This window comes from Salinivibrio sp. KP-1, from assembly GCF_000968645.1.
Taxonomy (GTDB): Bacteria; Pseudomonadota; Gammaproteobacteria; order Enterobacterales; family Vibrionaceae; genus Salinivibrio; species Salinivibrio siamensis.
The window spans coordinates 93,512-114,868 of sequence record NZ_LAQR01000003.1; the positions used below are offsets into that span (position 1 = coordinate 93,512).

Sequence of the window (21,357 nt, forward strand, 5' to 3'; positions counted from 1 at the left end):
CCGCGAGCCTTCGCGGGCTTTTTTCTATTTGATCTCAAACTGATAGAGCAAATCCACCGCTTGATCCACCCCAGAGACCGCTTCGAGATAAAGGTCTTGCATCAATCGGTAGCGCACCGTAAACACCCCTATCGCATCGAAGATCCCCACACCGTATTTCACCTCTAGATCGGGCAGGATATAACCCGATACTTCTACTTTCTGCTCATCACCCGCGCCAGCGGTATCAAGAGTGAGATCTTCCACACCGAACGCTTGACCGATTTCGCCCACTAGCTTGCCACTTTGCGCTAAGCCTAAGCCAATCAGCATCGAGGTCATATTGGCATCACCGGCGCCGGCATCAAGCGCGCGGCCACGTAACAAATAAGACAGGGCGTTTGCCTGCGAGCCTGCCGGATCCATAAATACATCAGCAACCGGGTCATCGGCGGGCCCCGTTAAACGGATCCCTGCTGTGACATCCCCTTCGATGCGTTCAGGATTTCGAATCGCTTCCACCTGCAAATACGGCTGATCAGCGGGGCCATTGAATAAGATCTCGCCCTTTTTAATCAGCAAGTCTTGACCAAAGGAGCGGTAAGTACCATCAAGCAAGCTCACATTCCCCACAATCAAGGCGCCTTGCTGATTGTTTTTAATATTAAGCTCACCTGCCAAACGCGATTTCAGTCCGAACGCCGCTAATTGCACATCTTGCCCCAGCTCCAGTCGCACATCAGTCTGTAAATTAAAGGGCACAGATTCACTTTGCTCAATATCCTCTGGCACATAGTTCTCTTTCAGCAGGACCGTATCATCCGAGACCGTGATCGCAGACTCGGGCAGATTCTCGACTTCAATCCGCCCCCAAGGCACACGAATATCGCCCCGAATAGTCATATCATGCGGCGTTGCCGATACCGTGAGGTCAGGTGCCACATCCAGCCGCACCATGGGCGGCACGTTGACGCGTAAGGTATCCCCCGCCACGTTTAAGCCAAAGCGCCAGTCGTCCATGCTGGGCCATTGCCCATCGCCGTTAAGTGCCAGCACACCATCCGGTGTCACCAGCTCGCCTTCCACCTTGCCTTGTTTACCATCCACCGTGAGTGCTAACCGCCCATCGTTCACATCGACAGGTGAAGCCAAGCCTTTGACTCGCAACGCGTCAATCGTCAGCCCGCCATACACATTCGGCAAGGTCAGCGGCCCCTCCATCCGCAAGTTAGCGTTCACTTCACCATTAATATCTGCTTGCTGATCGCTACCCAGCAAAGGTTCGAGTGTCGCGAGTTGAACGTCATTGACCGTCACCTCCCCCAATAAGGCGCGACTTGGCGCCAACAGATCGGTCAAGGTAAAGGCCGAGGCTAGGGTGCCTCCTTCGGACAATGTCAGCGCCATCGCGCCTTGCAATTTATCCTGATGCCAACGCGCATTGAGATTGGCATGCTGCCAGCCAATCACCAGTGGTGTGTCGGCCTGCTGGCGCACATCACCATCCGCGATATCAATCGAGGCTTGCACATCCGGCGAGACGTCAGGCTGCCAGCGTGCATGAACCGCGGCATTGGCACGTGTATCAAGTTGCCATTCCGGCGGTAAGAAGGCAGCGATTTGCGCGGCTTCAAAGCCTTCAATCTTGGCAACCACCTCCCCTTGCGCGCCGATTGTCGCCGGTTGCGATAAGCACAAAGAGGTCGCTTGCCACTGCCAACAATGCTCGCCAACCTCAGTTTGCATATCGGCGAAACCGAGCGTAATCGGTGCTGCACTTTGCTGCACGATGTCGCCAAGATCTTCCACGCTAACCGATGTATCGAGTAACTTTCCTTGCCAGCCTGTGTCTCGCGACAATGCACCTTCAATGCGCAGCCCGCCAGAAGCTGGAGCACCTTGCCAGCGCAAATCCAGCTGATGGGCGGCTTCATCACCGCGCACGGTTAAATCGAGGTTATCTAAACGCACGGTTTGATAGCGCCCGCCCAATACCGATACCGTCAGATCACCACCCAAGCGGTCTTTCACGGCAAGATTGCCGTCTACCGTTAGCTGATTAATGCGCACATCTTGCCAACGCAGCTGCTTAGCATGGAGTGCCAACTTTGCGGTTGGCTGCGCAAACGGCCCGCTCAGTCGTGCATCTCCGCGGATCACACCAGTGAGCATGGGCAAGGATTGCGACAAATCGGCAATATCGACCGAGAGCCCCATTTGCCACTCATCACGCACTTGCCCTTGCGCCGTTACTTGGTTGGGGCCGTGTGACAGCGTCAACCCCGGTGTCGACACGCTCGGCTGACCATCGCCATCACGATCATGCGCATTGAGCGCGCCCGCGACCGCTAGCGGCAGTTTTTGCAACTCGCCATGCACCACCAACGTGGGCACTGACACATCCCAGCCGCCTTGGGCGGTTAAGCGGCCACGGTGGCTGATTGCACCGGTTAAATCTCCCGTCACCTCTGGCCATTGCTGCTGAGGTTGAATGTTGGCAAAGCCTAACTCAGCTTGCCAAAAAGGCACGCTGGACCAATCCACGCTGGCACGGCCAGCCACCTTGCCGCCGAGCGTGTTGGCCTCCAGCTGCGAGAGGGTCAGCGCCGTCAGGCTGCCTTGGCCGGCAAGATTCAGCTGAGTGGTTGGCACCTCAGGGCCACCGATACCGGTTTGTAAGCCGAGCTGATAGTCAGACAAATCCCCATCGGCGTGAAATTGTAGCTCGCGTAATGCCGCGATCGCTTCCCCCGTCAGCGGCCACGTCAATGCCTCGCTATCCAATTGCACCGCAAAAGGTAAGTTCGCCGCCAGCAGGTTTGCCTCTCCTTCCAGTGTCGCCGTCACCGGACCGCGCGCATTCGCGCTTAGCTCAAGCGCGGCCAGGCTTCCTGAAGCCGACAGTGATAAGGCTTGGCCTTGAAGGGGGGCGAGATGAGTGGTCAACTGGGTTTGCAAGGTCAGTGGGTACTCACCTTCGAGTGTAATATCACCCGCAAGGCTTGCCGTGCCTTGGGGAGCAGCCACCGAGAAGCTATCAATGGTTACCGCACTGCCTCGAACGCTGCCCGCCAAGGATAACGCTGAGAGGGTTTGTACTGTGCCCGCTTCAATCCGCGTATCTTGCAGACGAAGCTGCTCCACTTCGATAGCCAGCGGCAGCGCCACCGTGGGTAATTCCAGGCCTGGGTAATGCCATGGCGTGCTTGCCACCGCGCTATCCGGTTTGCCGACCGCTTGGTCGGTACTTTCTTGAGGCTCGGTGTTGCTCGGCAGACTCACCACCAACTGCTGCCAATCGGTCGGCGATACAGTTAACGTATCACCCACAAAATGCACGCCACCTTGCAGTTGGTGCCAACTCACCGACTGTCCAGCGACCTGAATCGCTACATCCTTAAAGGCAAAGGCATTGATGTGAACAGGCAACGGCGCGTGGATAGCCAACGTAGATACGTCTTCCGACGATGTATCCTCCTCATTCGCGGGCAAATCAATATCGAGCGTGACCCCTTCGACGGCCAATTGGTCAATACAAAGCTCAGGCGTCAGTAAGCACTTACCTTCAATAACAAGGTTCAGCTGTTTGGCGTTCAGTTGCAGCTGCGCATCCTTATAGCGCACCCCTTGCAGCATAAAGCCGGTCAGCAGGCTGCCTTCGGCCTCATCGACCGATAACGCTGGCAAGGCTTTTTGCGCGCCCCACAGGCCCACTTGCAGACCCACCGGAGTAAAAAGTGCGGCCGCCACCAGCCCCACCAATGAAAAAAGAGCAATTAACGCAATAAACGTTAGCCTGACGAACCAGCGACTCATAACTCAGGCCCCAAGGTAAGGTGTACACGAAAATCATCATCGTCATTATCAAAGCCATGTGCGACATCAAGACGAATCGGGCCGACCGGCGATGACCAGCGAATACCGGTACCGGCCGCACGCTTCCACGATAAATGACTGGTCCACGCATCACCGCCATCGGTAAATAACGCCCACCACCAGTTGCCGCCGAGGCGATATTGATACTCTAACGTACCGGTTAACATATAGCGCGCGCCACTTAGCTGACCGCTATCGTCACGCGGGGAAACAGTTTCGTAGGCATAGCCACGAATGCTGTTGTCGCCCCCGGCAAAAAAACGCAACGATGGTGGCGCTTCACTAAATTCTTCAGAAATCAAAGCGCCACCATCAACGCGTAATAAGCCTCGATGGTTTTTGTTCAGACTACGAATCCACGCACTCCGCCCTTGTAAGCGCACCAAGCTGATGTCGGACAGCCAAACCGGATCAGCCGCTTCCAATGTGATCGATTGTTTGTCTCCCCAATGCGGCATTAACCCACCGCGAGCGCGGGTGCGAGTGAAATTGATCCCAGGCAGCACCACGCTAACGATGTCTTCATCTTGCCCTTGGGTGTAGTTTTCATATAGCCAGCGCAATGAGACACTGCGTTGCCAGCCGGTATCATACAGCCAATGGCGAGAGACAGAGGTGGACACCTCTAGACTGGAGGTATCGCGTTGATCGGTATTTTGTAACCCTAACTGCACTTGATAATACTCGCGGGAAACATCCTCCAAGGGGACCTTGTAGGTCGAGGTTAGCGTCTGTTCGGGCTCAGAAATCGCCAGTGATGTGTTGATACTGTGGCCGCGTGAGTTATACCAGGGCTTTCGCCAGTTAAACTTGAACCGCGGACCAATGTCGGTGGAGTACCCAATCCCGGTTTCAAACTTGTTGCGTGCTTCAGGGGTGAGCGTCACCTTGATCGGCACTTCGTTGTCATCGGCTTCTTCCATGTCCGCTTGCACCAAGGCACTGGCGAACCAACCGGTATTCGCGAGAGCTTGGTTAAACTCGCCCAATACCGACACGCGATACGGCTCGCCCGGAGAAAAATCACGTAAAGTGTCGAGACGCTGCAACTGAATTTGCGCACCTTGGTAGCGAATCGCACCAAAGTGATAGCGCTTACCACTGGCAAAGTGAAGCCGAATAAAGGCCTGCTGACGATCAGGGGCAACCTCTAATCGCGTTTGCGTAAAGCGACCATCAAAATATCCCTTTTTCACTGCCAAACTTTGAATCTGGCTTTTTAGCGTCTCGTAATCACTGTGATTGAGCCTCGCGCCCGGCTGAGGCCCTTGGGCGATAAGAGCATGAAAGTCATCATCCATATTAGCTTCGCCATTGAACACCACATCCACTTGTGCCAAGCGAACGGGTTTACCTGGGTCAACCTTGACCTCCAGCCTGGCGTCTTCATCCATTCGTGTAGTGATCTTGGGTTGATAAAAACCCACCGCTTGCAGCGCTTTGCGCACATCTTTTTCGACCCGGGCTATAAATCGGTAGGAGCCATCTCGCTCTTCTGGAGCAATCGCCGCGAGATAGGTCTCGACGTTGTCTTGTGCAATGCCGTCTAGCCCTTCAATATCAATGTCGACATCCGCACGAGCAACGCTAGCCATCAAGCTGATAGCGATCGCGAATAGCGGGAGTAGCCGTATATTCATACAGTGAGATCCATTACCCGGGTGTCGCCCGGCTAAATTGATGATATCTTGCCATATTACGTGTTGAGCGGGGATGGATGCCAGTACCATGTTGATCACAAGGTGCGGGAGCCATGCCTGAACGCCAACCATTAACGCGCAAAGCAGCACGCGTTGCGCTTTTCCATCACAGCAGTCAAAGGATGCCTATGTCGATGCAATCTTCCTTTACCCAACCTGACAATGCGATAGCCGATCGCACCGATCCTATTATTCCAACCGAACCGCACGCGGTATTTAATCAGCCTATCACGGCCACGCCAGCGGCCGGTCAAAAACAGGTTATTTTTGGCATGGGCTGTTTTTGGGGGGCTGAGCGAAAGTGGTGGCAACAGCCAGGGGTAGTCATGACATCGGTCGGATACAGTGGCGGCGTCACCCAGCATCCGCGTTATCAAGACGTGTGCACAGGGCAAACCGGCCATGCCGAAGTCGTTAACGTGATTTTTGACCCGTCAGTGGTGAGTTTAGACACCCTACTTGCAGTGTTCTGGGAAAACCACGATCCGACCCAAGGCATGCGTCAAGGCAATGACGTCGGCCCGCAATATCGTTCCGCAATTTACTATTGCGATCCAGCGGACCAAGCCAGCGTCGAGGCGAGCCTAGCGACCTATCAGGCGGCATTGAGAGAGGCGGGTAAGCCAGATGCGGTGACCACTGAGATCGCACCCGCTGGCGCGTACTATTTCGCGGAAACTGACCACCAGCAGTACTTGCACAAAAATCCGCAAGGCTACTGCGGCTTAGGTGGCACAGGTGTTTGTTTCCCCCCGCAGTAAACCATTGGTGCTCAGCCATTCATCATCAACCATGGCTGAAGGATGAGGCATAAAAAAACACGTCCGGTTGGACGTGTTTTTTCAGTGTGGCGATGTTTATGCGGTAATGGCCATGGCTTTAATTTCTTTATTCACCTCGGTCATTACCGATAACGCTCGTTTGTCACTGTGTCCCGGCGGCAGCAAACGGCCACCATCAAACTCAAACGCGCCTACACCTTCGATATAGAGTCGGCCCTTAAAAAATCGTTTCACATACCGCGCAATCTGGGTTGGTCGATATTGACGAAAGATGCGAAGCATAAGGATCCCTTTCTTTTTTCTCAACAAAGTCTGATTAACAGACCGAAACGGTAACCCGATTCATTCACTGTTCACAGCAAATATGAGCTACCACCATGGAGAGCAGAAGATTATCTAACCATCTCCGCGTACAAAGCTAAGCAAGCAAAGTGCCACCTTGCCAAGGTGACCAACACAGTGTTAGAGGCAACACAACACCAAAAGTTCCCTCGTTTGATCGATGACGAGCCAACGCTTTTTAAGATCACCGGATAAAATTCCGATCTTGCGCACGGATTCACCTTAGATACTTGGCACAAATCACCGTCTGGCGTAACCATAGATAACTTGGCACCTGATGCCAAATAGTGACCACAAACATGGATGATTAATAATGAAAAAAACCACCCTACTTGCTCTCGTCTTTGCGTTATTCTCTGGCACCAGTATGGCGCACACGATCCAAAATGGTGCACCTTTACCTTCAGCCAAGGTCGCCGAGCATGGCGAATTGACCCTCAATGGCGACGATATCGTCTATCAAGACTGGCAAACCGAGCAATTGCCAGGCAAGGTGCGCGTGATCCAAGCTATCGCCGGACGCAGCAGTGCCAAGGAAATGAACGCGCCGTTAATGGAAGCCATCACAGCCGCAGACTTTGATGACGCTCGCTACCAAACCACCACCATCATTAACCAAGATGATGCCATGTGGGGCACCGGTGGCTTTGTGAAATCATCAGCCGAAGACAGTAAACGCGAGTTTAGTTGGTCTTCTATCGTGCTCGACGAAAACGGCAGTGTTGCCGAAGCGTGGCGCCTAAAAGAAGAAAGCTCGTTAATTGCTGTATTGGATGACAAAGGTTCAGTACGTTTTGTCAAAGAAGGCAAATTAAGTGCCGATGAAGTGAATCAAGTCGTCAGCTTAGTCACCCAACTGGTCAACCAATAACAACCGCGCGCGGGGACAGCCCGCGCTGCCATTCAATACTTGGCGTTGATGATGATAATTGTTATGTTATCACATTACTTATATGGCGCGGAAGTTGGTATGTTTCGGCGATTGATCGTCCATCTGCTGTTTGTTTTGCTGCTCAGCCAAGCTGGGCTGTGGGGGCATCATCACCTCGATACTTTCACTCCAACGCATCACAGTGAGCACTGCAGCGCCTGCCACTTGGTGCCACCCGCCCTCTTAGCTTATGCTGTCACAGCACCTGCGCCCACCTATGTGGTCAACGCAATTATTACCCTTTCTAAGCCACCACGTGCTTACCACATCGCCATCGCCTTTTCGGCGCGCGACCCACCTAGTTGGATAAATACCGCAATCAGTTAACCCATTTATTCACTAGGAGAACCCAATGAAAACCCGTTTTTTACCCAATGTTATCGCCATGGCCATCGCAACCGCGTCCACAGCCACGCTTGCTGACGAAGCCAACTATCAGTCGTTCGATGCCCATGTGCACGGTGAAGTCACCGCAAGCCTTGCCCAAGACGGTGAGCGTGTGCTGATTGAACTGACCGCACCCGGCCATGATGTGGTTGGGTTTGAGCACCACCCGAAAAATGCCGCCGACCAGCAAACACTTGAAGATGCTTATGCACTGCTGCGTGATGGTGGGAAACGCTTCCAGCTAGCCAAAGAGGCAAATTGCCAGCTCGCCGAGGCCAAAGTCACCAGCAGTTTTAGCGACTACGATGAGCATCACGGCCACGATGAGCACCATGATCACGATGAGCACCACGGCCACGATGAGCACCATGACCACGACGAGCACCACGGCCACGATGAGCACCATGACCACGATGAGCACCATGACCACGACGAGCACCACGGCCACGACGAGCACCACGGCCACGATGAGCACCATGACCACGACGAGCACCACGGCCACGATGAGCATCATGGGCATGATCACGGTAACCACAACACCTTATCAGCGAACTACCAATTCGTTTGCCAAAACCCGCAAGCCTTCACCGAATTGCAAACTGATTGGTTTAGCCTGTTCCCCAACACAGAAACCATCAAAATTCAGGCCTTTACTGATGATAAGGTCTGGGTAGACACCTTGAATCGTGCCAAGTCGCACATCCAGTGGTAGTGAAAAGGAGGCGGGGCGCGTTAAGCGCCCCTGTCAGGCATGATAACCATCGAACAACTGCGTTTTACGTGGCCAGATCAGCCGCAACCGATCTTAGATATCGACACCTTTGCGATCGATGATGGCGAGCATGTATTTTTAAAAGGCCCAAGCGGCAGTGGTAAATCCACCCTGCTTAGCCTGATTGCGGGTATTCATACCCCACAATCGGGAACACTGACGGTCAATCATCAAGCGCTAACCGCACTGAATGATCGCCAACGGGATCAATTCCGTGCTAACCACATTGGTTATATTTTTCAGCAATTTAATCTGCTGCCCTATTTATCGGTGATTGACAATGTCACCGTCCCGCTGCGCTTTTCTCACACGCGGCGTCAGGCACTCAGCCAGCCTGCACACCAAGAGGCCGCCTATTTACTCGATAAACTTGGTCTTCCCGCGCACTGTTACCATCAGCCAGTCACTGCACTGAGTATCGGCCAGCAACAGCGGGTCGCAGCGGCTCGCGCATTAATTGGGGCACCAGCATTGATTATCGCTGACGAGCCCACCTCTGCGCTCGACGCAGACACCCGAAATACCTTTATTCAATTACTTCAAGACCGATGCCGTGAAGCTAATAGCAGCTTATTGTTTGTCAGCCATGACAGCCAATTGGCGCCCTTGTTTGACCGCGATGTCTCGCTTCCCGCGCTTAATCGCGCCATACACCGCGAGGAGGCCAACCAATGATTTCACTACTAGGATTGGCAGGGCAAAGCCTCAAGAATCGCCGCGCCACCGCCCTGCTCTCTTTGCTGACTGTCACCATCGCCGTGGTGCTCTTACTCGGGGTGGAGAAGGTGCGCACCCAAGCTAAGGCCAGCTTTGCCAACACCATCTCCAATACCGATTTAATTGTCGGTGCCCGCTCCGGTCCCATTAATTTACTGCTCTACTCGGTGTTTCGTATTGGTAACGCCACCAACAATATCGGCTGGGACAGTTACCAGCGCCTTCGTGAGCACTCGGATGTGAATTGGACCATTCCCATTTCACTGGGCGATTCTCATCGCGGCTTTCGCGTGGTCGGCACCACCAATGATTACTTTGCTCATTATAAATATGGTCAAAAACAACCACTCGCCTTTCGCCAAGGCGGCCCGTTTTCCGGCTTATTTGATACCGTGATTGGCGCCCAAGTGGCGAAAGAGCTGGGATACAAGATGGGCGATAGTCTGATCATTGCCCATGGACTGGCCGACAAAGGCTTTAATCAGCATGACAATTTACCCTTTACGGTCACCGGGATCTTAGCGCCCACTGGCACCCCCGTCGACCGCAGTGTGCATGTGTCGCTTGAAGCCATCGAAGCGATTCATGTCGGCTGGGAAAGTGGCGCGCGACTCGGCCAAGGTCTCACCCAAGCGCAAGCGCAGCAACGCGAGCTACAACCGGAGCAGCTGACCGCAGTGATGGTGGGACTAAACAGCAAAATCAAAACCTTTGCCGTCCAGCGCTGGGTTAATACCTATCCACGCGAGCCACTCACCGCGATTATGCCCGGTATTGCCTTGCATGAACTCTGGGGTATGATGCGGGTTGGCGAGCAAGCACTGCTGGTGATCTCCGGATTTGTCGCCGTCGCCGGGCTTTTGGGCATGCTTTCAAGCCTACTTACCAGCCTGAATGAACGTCGGCGAGAAATGGCAATTTTACGTGCGATGGGCGCGCGTCCTTTGCATATTATTTTGCTTCTGGTCAGTGAGGCAGTCGCGATCACCGTCGCAGGGATCGTCTTTGGTGTGCTCCTGCTTTATGGCGGGCTGGCGCTGGCGCAGCCTTATATCCTCAGTGAGTTTGGCTTGTTCTTGCCACTCGACTGGCCATCTTCTTATGAGCTATCACTGATGGCAGGTGTGTTAATCGCCGGTTTTATCGTGGGCTTGATCCCGGCCTGGCGGGCCTATCGACAAGCGCTCGCCGATGGCATGACAATTAAGGTGTAACAGATGAAAAAACGGATAACGCTCGGTCTTATCGCTTTACTCAGTGGCCTGTTAAGCTCACTGGCGTGGGCAAGCAGTGAGCCACTCACGCTAGATTGGATTGATTTGGTCCCCGAGCACGAACGCGCCCAATTTGATAGCCGCGGGATGCCGGAAATCAGCCACGACAGTGAGAATCCACAAAGTCTTGTCGGCTCAGTTCGCCCGGAGCTCAACAACAGCCAGGTCAAAATCCCTGGCTTTGTGATCCCTCTAGAAGGCGACGATAAAGTGGTGACGGAATTCCTATTGGTGCCCTTTCTTGGTGCCTGTATCCATGTCCCACCACCGCCACCTAATCAGATTGTTTATGTAAAGTTTGCCGGCGGCGCGCCGATTCAACAACTATGGGATGTGGTGTATGTCGAGGGCACACTGAAAACCGAGCATATAAGTCATGACTTGGCAGAAGTGGGATATGTGCTACAAGGCACCGAATTAACTGACTACGACGACGGATAAGTCCCTATCAATCAGTGAGCCCGATCGGCGCACCCGATGTTGTCAGACAATATAATGAGACAAGATCGCCAGTGCGCCAATGTACACGGCAATCAACAGCAGATTGATGGGGTTGAGTTTTTGCTTGCGCACACGCATCCCTACACTTGATTGTTAACACTCATAATGTTAACAAATTTAATCTTTAATTAACATATTTGCCAGCATTAAATTTTGCTGACAATCAGTGTGAGACTCGCATGGCAGAGCAAGACAAACCCGTGGTCGTCGACGCCCATCCCGACAAACGGCAACATCAAGATCACAGTTACAAAGAAGACGCGGATCTGCGTGGCAGTAAAGGACGACTGAAAGCGATTGCCAGTGAGTACCACGTGGATGCGCGCCTGCAGGAAGTTGAGCAGGAAGATCTCGCGCACCGCAGTGCCAACCGCCAGCGTCATGTGATGCAAAAACAGCAGGCCAATCTCGAAGCCATCATCGCTCTGACCTACGACCAGTGTCATAGCGAAACCGCTCAGACCCCAGACCCAGATTGGCTGGTGCGTTTTTTCGATTTAGCACGCAATATTCACGGCCATGCGATGCAGCAGTTGTGGGCGAAGATTCTCAAACAAGAAATGCTCCGCCCCGGCAGCACCTCAATTAAAGCACTGACCATTCTCGAGACCATGACTCAACGAGAAGCGCAAGCACTGCAACGCGCCTGTGCATTGTCCAGCACCTTTGGGCAAGATAGCACCAAAAAACTAGTCACCGGTTTTCGCCGCCGCCAAGGCTTGGTGCAACTGCTGCGCCCAGAGCCGCCTCATAAACTCTCGCTGGGTCACTATCAATTGTCTTACACCGACTTAATGCTGTTGATGGACTTGGGGCTGATCCTGCGCACTGAGCTCGAATCCGGCGTGATTGAAATGCAGCCAGCGATGCCGTTTAAACTGCAAGACACCCAATACATGCTCACCCCATTGCACAAAGGGATGCGTCTTTATTATTACCGCTTTAGTCCTACCGGCCATGAGCTCGCAAAACTGGTCGGTAAACGCGTGCATCCCGATTACCACCACGCCATTTGTGAGTTGCTCGCCGAAGGCTTTGAGATGCACAGCGATGTGGGTGATACGGTCAACACTCACGCTTAATCCGACGAGCGCAACACTCCGCGCTCACGCAGTATGCGAAGGCAGGTCGCCACATGCTCAGCGACACGCTTGTCACCGCTCAAATGGATCGCCGGCGTTTGCGGTGGCTCATAGTCTGACGATATGCCAGTAAACGCAGGGATCTCGCCGGCTCGTGCCTTTTTGTAAAGCCCTTTTGGATCGCGCTGCTCACACACTGCCAGCGGCGTATCGACAAAGACTTCAATAAACTGCCCCTCTGGCAAACGCTCGCGCACCATCTCTCGCTCCGCACGAAACGGTGAGATAAAAGCACTCAAGACAATAAGACCCGCATCGGTCATTAACTTGGCCACTTCACCAATCCGGCGAATATTCTCACGCCTGTCTTGATCGGAAAACCCCAGGTCGCGACATAAGCCATGACGAATATTATCGCCATCCAGCAAATAGGTATGGTGCCCTTCGGCCACCAAGGCCGCCTCTAGCGCGCCCGCGATGGTCGATTTGCCCGAGCCAGACAAGCCGGTAAACCAAAGCACCACGGGTTGCTGCTGTTTTTGTTCGCTGCGCTGGGCTTGATCAACATGATGCTGATGCCAAATCACGTTGGGATCGGTTGGCGCAGATACAGTGTCAGTCATGAAAGTCTCCGCAATTTCGTTGGCCACGCCATGATTAAGAGGCCACCGGCGTTAAAGGAAAAATAATCGGTAACAGGGTGAGCACCACCGCGGAATACACCACAGATAACGGTAATCCCAGACGCAAATAATCACGCAGCTGGTAATTGCCCACGCTGTATACCAATAAATTGGTTTGATACCCGTAAGGGGAAATAAAACTGGCACTGGCGCCAAACAGCACCGCCATCACAAAGGGCATGGGATCCACCCCATACCCTAGCGCCAAGCTATAGCCCAGCGGAAAAGCCAGCGCCGCCGCGGCATTGTTAGTGATAAGCTCGGTCAGCAACAAAGTCAGCAAGTACACCGCCACCAGCGCCCCTATCGCGCCCCCTGCGCTAAAGGTCGCCATAAACCAATCACTAAAGCGTGCCGACAGCCCTGACGCCAACATCAGTTGTGCCAACGTCAGCGCCGCGCCGACAATCACCACCACTTCAACCGGAAATCGGCGTTGTAAATCGTGCAAGGAGATAATGCCGGTGACCAGCAACACCACCAAATAAGCGGCTAAGCCATTAAGCAGTGGCATCGGGGTCAGCAAGGCAGCGCCGATCACCGCCACAAACCCTGCCAATACCGCGGCACTTTTACGCTCGGAAAGACGGGTACTGGCTTCCAAGCCATTAAAGAGCACGAATTCACGCCGCAACGCTTGGCTGTCTTGGCGAAAGGTTTTGCCCGGCACCAACACCAGCGTATCGCCGGCATGCAAAGGAATATTGCCCAGTCCCCCGTCGAGTTTTTCATGGCCGCGTCGAATGGCGACCACCACGGCATCAAAGGTCTCGCGAAAATGGGCGGCTTTGAGGGTTTTGCCACAAATGCTAGCGCTGTGGCTCACCACCACCTCAATCAAATTTTGTCCATCAATGTGATGCTGGCCGAACAAGGTCAAGCCTGGGATCTCTTGTAACGTCGCGACACTTTCCACATCGCCAGCAAACTGCAACTTGTCACCGGCCAATAACGGCGTATCCGGACATACAGGCGCAATCACCCCATCTTGGCGATGAATTTCGGCCAAGTACAAGCGACGTAATGCCCGCAAGCCATTGTCTGCCACACTGCGACCGCATAAGGGTGAGTCGGCGGCCAACCGTGCTTCAAGCACATACGGCAAGCTCTCTTCTTGTTCACCATCCTGGCGTGGCAACCGATAGCTAAACGGAATTAATACCAATAGCCCTGCCACCAATGCAGCAGCACCAATGACCGTTGGGGTGAAAAAGCCCAAACTGGGTAAACCCGCCCGCTCAACAAAGCTGTTCACAATGAGATTGGTGGACGTGCCAATCAGCGTCAGGGTGCCGCCGAGAATGGCGCTGTATGACAATGGGATCAAAAGCTGCGAGGGCGAGTGACGTCGGTTACGCTTGATCGCGCCAATCATGGACACCACCACCGCTGTGTTATTGACCAGCGCCGATAGCAGCGCGCTCGATATGCCTAATTTGGCAATCACGGTGGGTAGCGCGCCGTGCGACGCCTGTCGGGCGACCCAGCTGGTCAGATGGGTTTTCTCCAACGCACAAGAAACCAAAATCAGCAATACCAAGGTCAGCAGTGATGGCGCGGTAAAGTTCGCCGTCAGCGCTTCAACCGAGGTGAGCCCGGTTTGGAACGCCACAAACGCGGCCCCCGCAAACAAGAGTACAGGCTTTATGCGGGTGAGCACCAAGCCGGCGACAATCGCCACCAGCAAGGTGAGTACCGTGGTTTCCTGCCAACTCATCGTTTATCCCAGTTGACGCAGATCCCGCGCTTGCCAATGCGGAAAGTGCTTGCGGATCAGCTGGTTTAACTCAAGCTCAAACGCTGAGAACGACGAGGTGGTTTGCGGCTGCGTCTCCGCCACATGACGGATCATGCCCGCGCCGACCGTCACATTGGTGAGGCGATCAATCAGGATAAAGCCACCGGTATTCGGGCTATCGTGATAGGTATCCAGCGGCACCGCTTCGCTCAGGGTCAAGGTGCAACGACCAATGCCATTGAGCGGCAAGGTGTCTGCGTCATGGGTGTTAAGCGTATTAACATCGACCCCATAGGACAGCGACTCAACCTGCGCCGAGGTTTTCTTGCTGGCCAACTTAATCTCGTATTCACGCCCCGGAGCCAGTGGGGTTTGCGTCATCCACACCACGTCGGCGTCAAATCGTTGCCCCACCGCGACGTCATCATCCGCTCGCACCAAGAGATCGCCACGCGAGATATCAATTTCTCTATCCAAAGTGAGGGTGACCGCTTGACCGCTAAAGGCAAATTCACGATCACCGTCAAAGGTGACGATGCGCGCGACCTTCGCGGCAAGCCCAGAGGGGAGTACCTTAACCTCATCGCCCACATGCAACTCGCCACTGGCAAGGGTGCCGGCGTAACCGCGAAAGTTCAGATCTGGTCGATTGACATACTGCACCGGAAAACGGAATGCGCCCGTCCCGCGCGATTTTTCAATGTCGATGGCTTCTAGCTGGCTGAGCAGCGGCTCGCCTTGATACCACGCCATCGCGTCACTGGCATTGACCACATTGTCGCCTTCCAGTGCCGACAAGGGCACCATAGACACCGACAAGCCGGGGTTGAGCTGATCGGCAAACGCCAAATATTGCTCTTGGATTTCATTAAATCGGGCTTGGCTATATTCCACCAAATCCATCTTGTTCACCGCTACCACAAAGTGCTGAATACCCAGTAAGTTAGCGATGTATGAATGGCGGCGGGTCTGATCTAAGATGCCGTGACGCGCGTCGATTAAGATCACCGCCACATCACAGGTCGACGCGCCGGTAGCCATATTACGGGTGTACTGTTCATGGCCGGGGGTATCGGCAATGATAAACTTACGTTTGGAGGTGGAGAAATACCGGTACGCCACATCAATGGTGATCCCCTGCTCACGCTCGGCTTGCAGGCCGTCTACCAGTAGCGCCAGATCGGGGTTCTCGCCCGTTGTGCCGACACGCTGGCTATCGGCATGGACCGCAGCCAGCTGATCTTCATAGATCTGCTGCGAGTCGTGCAGCAAACGGCCAATCAAGGTCGATTTACCGTCATCGACCGAGCCACAGGTCAGAAAGCGCAATAAACTTTTGTGTTGGTGCTGTTGCAAGTAACCTTCAATACCCAGATCGGCCACCTGTTGTTGAATTGCTGGATTCATGACTGCTCCTTAGAAATAACCCTGACGCTTCTTGCGCTCCATGGACCCGGACTGATCGTGGTCGATCGCCCGCCCTTGACGCTCACTCGAGGTGGCGACCAACATCTCTTCGATGATCTCTGGCAAGGTATTGGCGTGTGACTCGACTGCCCCGGTCAATGGGTAGCAGCCCAGGGTGCGAAAACGCACCGATTTATGGGTCACGGTTTCGTCGGGCCCAATCGGCATCCGCGCATCATCCACCATGTACAAGGTGCCATCGCGCTCTACCACTGGACGCTCGGCCGCTAAATAAAGCGGAACAATGTCGATATTTTCCAGATAGATGTATTGCCAGATATCGAGCTCAGTCCAGTTAGAGAGCGGAAAAACACGAATGCTCTCGCCCGGGTTCACTTGACCGTTATAGTTGCGCCACAGCTCTGGCCGTTGGTTCTTCGGATCCCAGCGATGGTTCTTATCACGGAACGAATAGACACGCTCTTTGGCGCGGGATTTTTCTTCGTCCCGACGCGCGCCGCCAAATGCCGCATCAAACTTATGCTGATCCAGCGCCTGCTTTAGCGCTTGGGTTTTCATGATATCGGTGTGCTTGTCGGAGCCGTGATCAAAAGGATTGATCCCCTGAGCCATCCCTTCTGGGTTTTTGTGCACAATCAGATCCAGCCCGAGCTCCTTGGCAGTACGATCGCGAAAGGCAATCATGTCGCGAAACTTCCAGTCGGTATCGACATGCAGCAGCGGAAACGGGATCTTCCCGGGGTAAAAAGCTTTGCGCGCCAAATGCAGCATCACTGACGAGTCTTTGCCAATCGAATACAGCATCACGGGGTTATCAAACTCCGCCGCGACTTCCCGCAGTATATGAATGCTCTCGGCTTCTAACTGCTGGAGGTGAGTGAGTGTTTTTGCATCCATCCTAACTATCCTTTAAGCGAAGTTAACCACAGCGGTGGGGGCTTGCGTGGGGTCGGCATCGCTTACCGCGCACCCCTCGCCAAACCATGTCAGCTGACCGGCGAGTGCCGCCACTTCGCCCACCACGATAAGCGCGGGCGACGCAGCTTGCTCCGCCAGCGACGGTAAGTTGTTGAGTTGACCGGTAAAGACTTTCTGCTCCGGACGCGTGCCGTTTTCAATCACCGCCACAGGGGTGTCCGGCGATCGGCCGTGAGCCATCAGTTGGCTTTGAATATGGGCCGACTTCATCAATCCCATATAAATCACCAAGGTCTGACGCGGGCGCGCTAACGTCGCCCACTCCAAGGTGTCTTGTTCTTTTTTCAAATGACCGGTAATAAACAGTGCGGTCTGGGCATGATCGCGATGGGTGAGCGGAATACCGGCATAGGCCGTCGCCCCCGCCGCTGCAGTGATCCCGGGCACCACTTGAAACGAGACACCGGCGTTGGCAAGGGTTTGTAATTCCTCACCACCACGGCCAAACATGAAAGGATCGCCCCCTTTTAAGCGCACTACCCGCTTTCCGGCTCGAGCATGCTCGACCAACAGGCGATTGATGTCGTCTTGGCTCACACTGTGGTAGCTCGCCCGTTTGCCCACACAGATCAGCTCTGCATCTCGGCGGCACAGCTCCATAATCGGTTCAGCCACCAAGTAGTCGTAAAGCACCACATCGGCTTGCTGCATCAATTGCAACGCGCGCAAGGTCAATAGCCCGGGATCCCCCGGCCCGGCACCAATCAACGCCACTTCGCCTTGGGTGGTGATTTGTCCACTAAGCTGTTCCAGCGCTTGCTCGGCTTGCTGGTGTTTGCCCGCCGCGACTAAATCGGCAAACCGCCCACTAAAAGCGGCCTCCCAGAATTTGCGCCGGCCCGTTAAGGTCGGAATACGCGCTTTCAGTTTGTCGCGAAACGCACCCGCCATTGCCGCCATCTTGCCGATATGTTGCGGCACCAGGGTTTCAATTTTTTCTCGTAACATCCGCGCCAATACTGGCGCTTTGCCGCCCGATGAGATGGCAATAATGATGGGGGAGCGATCAACCAAAGAAGGGACAATAAAGCTGCACTTAGGGGTATCATCAACGACATTGACCAAGATATTGCGGCTGTCAGCAGCGGTGGAGACCAGCTCATTGACGAGGGCGTTGTCAGTCGCCGCAATCGCCAGTATCTTTCCATCCAGATGCTCGGGACGAAATGCCTCGCGCAAGACGGTCAATTTCCCTTGCGCTTGCGCCTCCGCAATTTCACGGTCGACGTCAGGGGCAACCACAGTGACGGCCGCGCCCACCTTAAGCAACATGCGCGTTTTGCGCCATGCGACTTCACCGCCCCCTACCACGAGGCAAGGACGGTTTTTGAGCTGAGCAAAGAGGGGGAGATAATCCATGATCGCGCATTCCCTTGATGACAATACCGCCACTATATCGCCCCACATCTATTACCTGAAATTCTATAAATTCATTTTTTATTCTTTTTTGTGATTAAAAGATCTGAAGTGCCTTTGCCTGAAAGGATTAACGATGACTGAGATCGCAAAGCGTGCAAGATATCGGTGTTGAGCGACAGCCGAAGATAATAAGCCGATCAATCGCACAGCTTTCTAGGTATGAGAAACGGCATAATTCATCTGCCTGATAACTAACGCACATTTTTCACTGGAGACTTTGTTATGCGTTTGATGCCATCTGCTGTCGCCACTGCTGTAGTAGCCGGCTTATTTGCCGCCTCTGGCAGTGCCTTTGCCGACACCATTAACCTACGTGTGATTGAAACCACCGACATTCACACCAACGTGATGGATTATGACTACTACAAAAACAAACCGTCACAAAAAATCGGCTTGGTTCGCGCCGCCACCGTGGTGAAACAAGCGCGTGATGAAGCAAAAAACGCACTATTGGTGGATAACGGTGACCTGATTCAAGGCAGCCCGATGGGCGACTACATGGCCAGCAAAGGCATTAAACCCGGAGAAGTACATCCGGTATATAAAGCGATGAACTTGCTCAATTATGAAGTGGGTAACATCGGTAACCATGAATTCAACTACGGTCTAGCATTCTTAAAAGAGTCGATTAACGACGCCAACTTCCCGTATATCAACGCCAACGTGTTCGATGCAGAGACTGGCGAGCATTACTTTGACCCGTATTTAATTAAAGAATACCAACTCAAAGATGAAGACGGTGACAGCCATACCATCAAAGTCGGCTACATCGGCTTTGTGCCACCGCAGATCATGACTTGGGATAAAGCCAACCTTGAAGGCAAAGTGATCGCCAAAGACATTAAACAAACCGCTGAAAAGCTCGTCCCAGAGATGAAAGCCAAGGGTGCAGACGTGGTGGTGGCAATCCCACACTCTGGTATCTCCCAAGCGCCGTATAAAGCGATGGCTGAAGATTCCGTGTATTACCTCACCGATGTCGACGGCATTGATGCCATTGCCTTTGGTCACTCGCACGCGGTATTCCCTGGCGAGGACTTTGCCAATATTCCCGGCGCGGATATCGAAAAAGGCACCATCAATGGCGTGGCCAGTGTGATGGCTGGCCGCTGGGGCAGCCACGTGGGAGTGATTGATCTCGCCCTCGAGCAAGTGGACGGTCAATGGCAAGTCACTGATAGCAACGCGCATGCGCGACCCATTTTTGACCGCGCCAACAATAAGGCATTGGTTGAAGCCGATAAGGCGATGCTTGATGCGGTAGAAGCCGATCATAAAGCCACACAAGATTTTGTGAATCAACCAATCGGCAAAGCCAATGATGTAATGTACTCTTATTTGGCATTGCTACAAGATGACCCAACCGTACAAATCGTCAATCTCGCTCAACAAGATTATGTCGAGCGCATGATCCAAGGCGACCCAGATTTGGCCGACCTTCCGGTTGTCTCTGCCGCTGCGCCCTTTAAGGCCGGTGGACGCAAAAACGATCCGAGCAACTTTACGGAAGTGGAAGCCGGTCAACTGACCTTCCGCAACGCCGCCGATCTTTACCTATATCCGAATACCTTGGTGGCGCTGAAAGTCTCTGGCGCCGAACTCACCCAATGGCTGGAGTGCAGCGCCGGCCAGTTTAATCAAATCGATCCAAACGCAGCGCAGCCGCAATCGCTGATCAACTGGGACGGTTTCCGCACCTATAACTTTGACGTGATTGATGGGGTGGAATACCAAATTGATGTCACCCAGCCCGCGCGTTACGACGGCGATTGTAATGAAGTGAACCCAGAGGCATCACGGATCGTCAACCTCACCTATCAAGGCAAGCCGGTTGATCCCGAGCAAACCTTCTTGGTGGCGACCAATAACTACCGTGCGTATGGGGCGAAGTTCCCAGGTACCGGCAGCGATCATATTGCCTTTGCCGCGCCGGATGAAAACCGCACCGTGGTCGCCAACTACATCAGTCGCGTGAGTGAAGAGGAAGGTGAGGTGACCGTTAGCGCTGACAATAACTGGTCGATTGCCCCGATTAAGGGAGATGCCGTGGTGAGCTTTGAAACCTCCCCGAGTGAGCAAGCAGCGCAGTTTATTGAGCAAAAAGGCCGCTGGTCGATGACGCGAGAAGGAAAAGATGAGGTCGGCTTTGCCGTTTATCATGTTGATTTAGGCCAACCTCGCCAATAATTAACACAGAAAGATAAATAGCCTTTGAATACCGCAGCCTGTCTGCGGTATTTTTTATGTTCAATCAAGAGGAAATGACATGGAATGGCAACAGGCAACCTTTGACGCGCTGGATACGCGCACTTTATTCACACTGATGAAATTGCGTGTCGATGTGTTTGTGGTTGAGCAAGCCTGCGCCTATCCAGAGCTGGACACGCACGATACGGCGCCAGACACCGTGCATTTAATGGGCTGGCTGAACGGAGAGCTCGCCGCCTATGCCCGTATTCTCGCCCCCGGGGCAAGTTACCCAGGGAGCAGTATTGGTCGCGTGATCATTGCACCCACTCATCGCAATGGGCAATGGGGCCATCAGCTGATCCGCCAAGCCATTCAAGTATGCCAACAGCAATGGCCCGCGCAAAACATTGAAATAGGCGCTCAAGCACACCTACAGCGCTTTTACCAAAAGCACGATTTTGTCGCGTTTTCCGACGTTTACTTAGAAGACGGTATCCCACATATCGATATGCGCTTATCAGTCAGTGAGACGTCTGCCGTTTAAGCAAAAAAATCCCGCTCAAAGAGCGGGATTCATT

The 21,357-nt window shown here is 53.7% G+C and carries 18 protein-coding genes; 10 read left to right on the top strand and 8 right to left on the bottom strand.

Features of this window, described 5'->3' with window-relative positions; translation table 11 throughout:
- Positions 1-24 precede the first annotated feature (24 nt).
- Both WN56_RS06685 and WN56_RS06690 read right to left on the bottom strand, forming a co-directional pair.
- The gene (locus WN56_RS06685) at positions 25-3,795 is read right to left on the bottom strand and encodes a translocation/assembly module TamB domain-containing protein (RefSeq protein WP_046074296.1); all 3,771 of its coding nucleotides are present in this window, start codon (positions 3,793-3,795) and stop codon (positions 25-27) included.
- Entirely contained in the window at positions 3,792-5,495 is a 1,704-nt protein-coding gene (locus WN56_RS06690) for an autotransporter assembly complex family protein (RefSeq protein ID WP_046074297.1), read from the bottom strand. Before WN56_RS06690 ends, WN56_RS06685 begins: the two co-directional genes overlap by 4 nt.
- 188 nt (positions 5,496-5,683) lie before the next feature.
- Here WN56_RS06690 and msrA point away from each other — a divergent pair, with 188 nt between their 5' ends.
- Positions 5,684-6,316 carry a peptide-methionine (S)-S-oxide reductase MsrA gene (gene msrA / locus WN56_RS06695; RefSeq protein WP_369795695.1) on the top strand — a complete coding sequence of 211 codons (633 nt, stop codon included), beginning with the start codon at positions 5,684-5,686 and terminating at the stop codon, positions 6,314-6,316.
- A 96-nt stretch (positions 6,317-6,412) separates the two neighbouring features.
- On the opposite strand, the gene WN56_RS06700 is transcribed toward msrA, so the two are convergent.
- Positions 6,413-6,619: a DUF1107 domain-containing protein gene (locus tag WN56_RS06700; RefSeq protein WP_025673598.1), complete on the bottom strand. Its 207-nt coding sequence runs from the start codon at positions 6,617-6,619 to the stop codon at positions 6,413-6,415.
- Positions 6,620-6,992: 373 nt separating this feature from the next.
- Between WN56_RS06700 and WN56_RS06705 the strand changes: the two genes are divergently transcribed.
- The 7 genes from WN56_RS06705 to WN56_RS06735 all read left to right on the top strand — a co-directional run bounded on the left by WN56_RS06705 (position 6,993) and on the right by WN56_RS06735 (position 12,343).
- Complete coding sequence (locus WN56_RS06705) at positions 6,993-7,550, top strand: YtfJ family protein (protein ID WP_046074298.1); 558 nt, start codon at positions 6,993-6,995, stop codon at positions 7,548-7,550.
- A 63-nt stretch (positions 7,551-7,613) separates the two neighbouring features.
- Positions 7,614-7,937: a hypothetical protein gene (locus WN56_RS06710; protein WP_046074299.1), complete on the top strand. Its 324-nt coding sequence runs from the start codon at positions 7,614-7,616 to the stop codon at positions 7,935-7,937.
- A gap of 25 nt (positions 7,938-7,962) precedes the next feature.
- Positions 7,963-8,709 (top strand): DUF2796 domain-containing protein, encoded by a 747-nt coding sequence (locus WN56_RS06715; RefSeq protein WP_046074300.1) that lies wholly within the window; start codon positions 7,963-7,965, stop codon positions 8,707-8,709.
- Between the two features lie 39 nt (positions 8,710-8,748).
- Positions 8,749-9,444: an ABC transporter ATP-binding protein gene (locus WN56_RS06720; RefSeq protein ID WP_046074301.1), complete on the top strand. Its 696-nt coding sequence runs from the start codon at positions 8,749-8,751 to the stop codon at positions 9,442-9,444.
- On the top strand, positions 9,441-10,700 hold the full coding sequence (locus WN56_RS06725; protein ID WP_046074302.1) for an ABC transporter permease: 1,260 nt from the start codon (positions 9,441-9,443) through the stop codon (positions 10,698-10,700). The genes WN56_RS06720 and WN56_RS06725 overlap by 4 nt, the downstream gene beginning before the upstream one ends.
- Positions 10,701-10,703: 3 nt before the next feature.
- Positions 10,704-11,201, top strand: a complete 498-nt coding sequence (locus WN56_RS06730; RefSeq protein WP_046074303.1) for a DUF3299 domain-containing protein — start codon at positions 10,704-10,706, stop codon at positions 11,199-11,201.
- Positions 11,202-11,440: 239 nt separating this feature from the next.
- Positions 11,441-12,343, top strand: a complete 903-nt coding sequence (locus tag WN56_RS06735; RefSeq protein ID WP_046074304.1) for a TIGR03899 family protein — start codon at positions 11,441-11,443, stop codon at positions 12,341-12,343.
- On the opposite strand, the gene cysC is transcribed toward WN56_RS06735, so the two are convergent.
- Genes cysC through cysG form a run of 5 tightly spaced genes read right to left on the bottom strand, consistent with a single transcriptional unit; the run spans position 12,340 to position 18,529 of the window.
- Positions 12,340-12,966: an adenylyl-sulfate kinase gene (gene cysC, locus WN56_RS06740; RefSeq protein ID WP_046074305.1), complete on the bottom strand. Its 627-nt coding sequence runs from the start codon at positions 12,964-12,966 to the stop codon at positions 12,340-12,342. The two genes, WN56_RS06735 and cysC, sit on opposite strands and share 4 nt — an antisense overlap.
- A gap of 34 nt (positions 12,967-13,000) precedes the next feature.
- A complete protein-coding gene (locus WN56_RS06745) occupies positions 13,001-14,743 on the bottom strand; it encodes an SLC13 family permease (protein WP_046074306.1) in 1,743 nt (580 codons plus the stop codon).
- A 3-nt stretch (positions 14,744-14,746) separates the two neighbouring features.
- Positions 14,747-16,171 (bottom strand): sulfate adenylyltransferase subunit CysN, encoded by a 1,425-nt coding sequence (gene cysN / locus WN56_RS06750; protein ID WP_046074307.1) that lies wholly within the window; start codon positions 16,169-16,171, stop codon positions 14,747-14,749.
- 9 nt (positions 16,172-16,180) lie between these two features.
- On the bottom strand, positions 16,181-17,089 hold the full coding sequence (gene cysD, locus WN56_RS06755) for a sulfate adenylyltransferase subunit CysD (protein ID WP_046074308.1): 909 nt from the start codon (positions 17,087-17,089) through the stop codon (positions 16,181-16,183).
- 12 nt (positions 17,090-17,101) lie between these two features.
- Positions 17,102-18,529, bottom strand: a complete 1,428-nt coding sequence (cysG, locus tag WN56_RS06760; protein WP_046074309.1) for a siroheme synthase CysG — start codon at positions 18,527-18,529, stop codon at positions 17,102-17,104.
- Between the two features lie 291 nt (positions 18,530-18,820).
- On the opposite strand from cysG, the gene cpdB reads away from it, so the two are divergent.
- On the top strand, positions 18,821-20,776 hold the full coding sequence (gene cpdB, locus WN56_RS06765; protein WP_369795696.1) for a 2',3'-cyclic-nucleotide 2'-phosphodiesterase: 1,956 nt from the start codon (positions 18,821-18,823) through the stop codon (positions 20,774-20,776).
- Between the two features lie 79 nt (positions 20,777-20,855).
- Positions 20,856-21,323: a GNAT family N-acetyltransferase gene (locus tag WN56_RS06770; protein WP_046074311.1), complete on the top strand. Its 468-nt coding sequence runs from the start codon at positions 20,856-20,858 to the stop codon at positions 21,321-21,323.
- Positions 21,324-21,357: the final 34 nt, after the last annotated feature.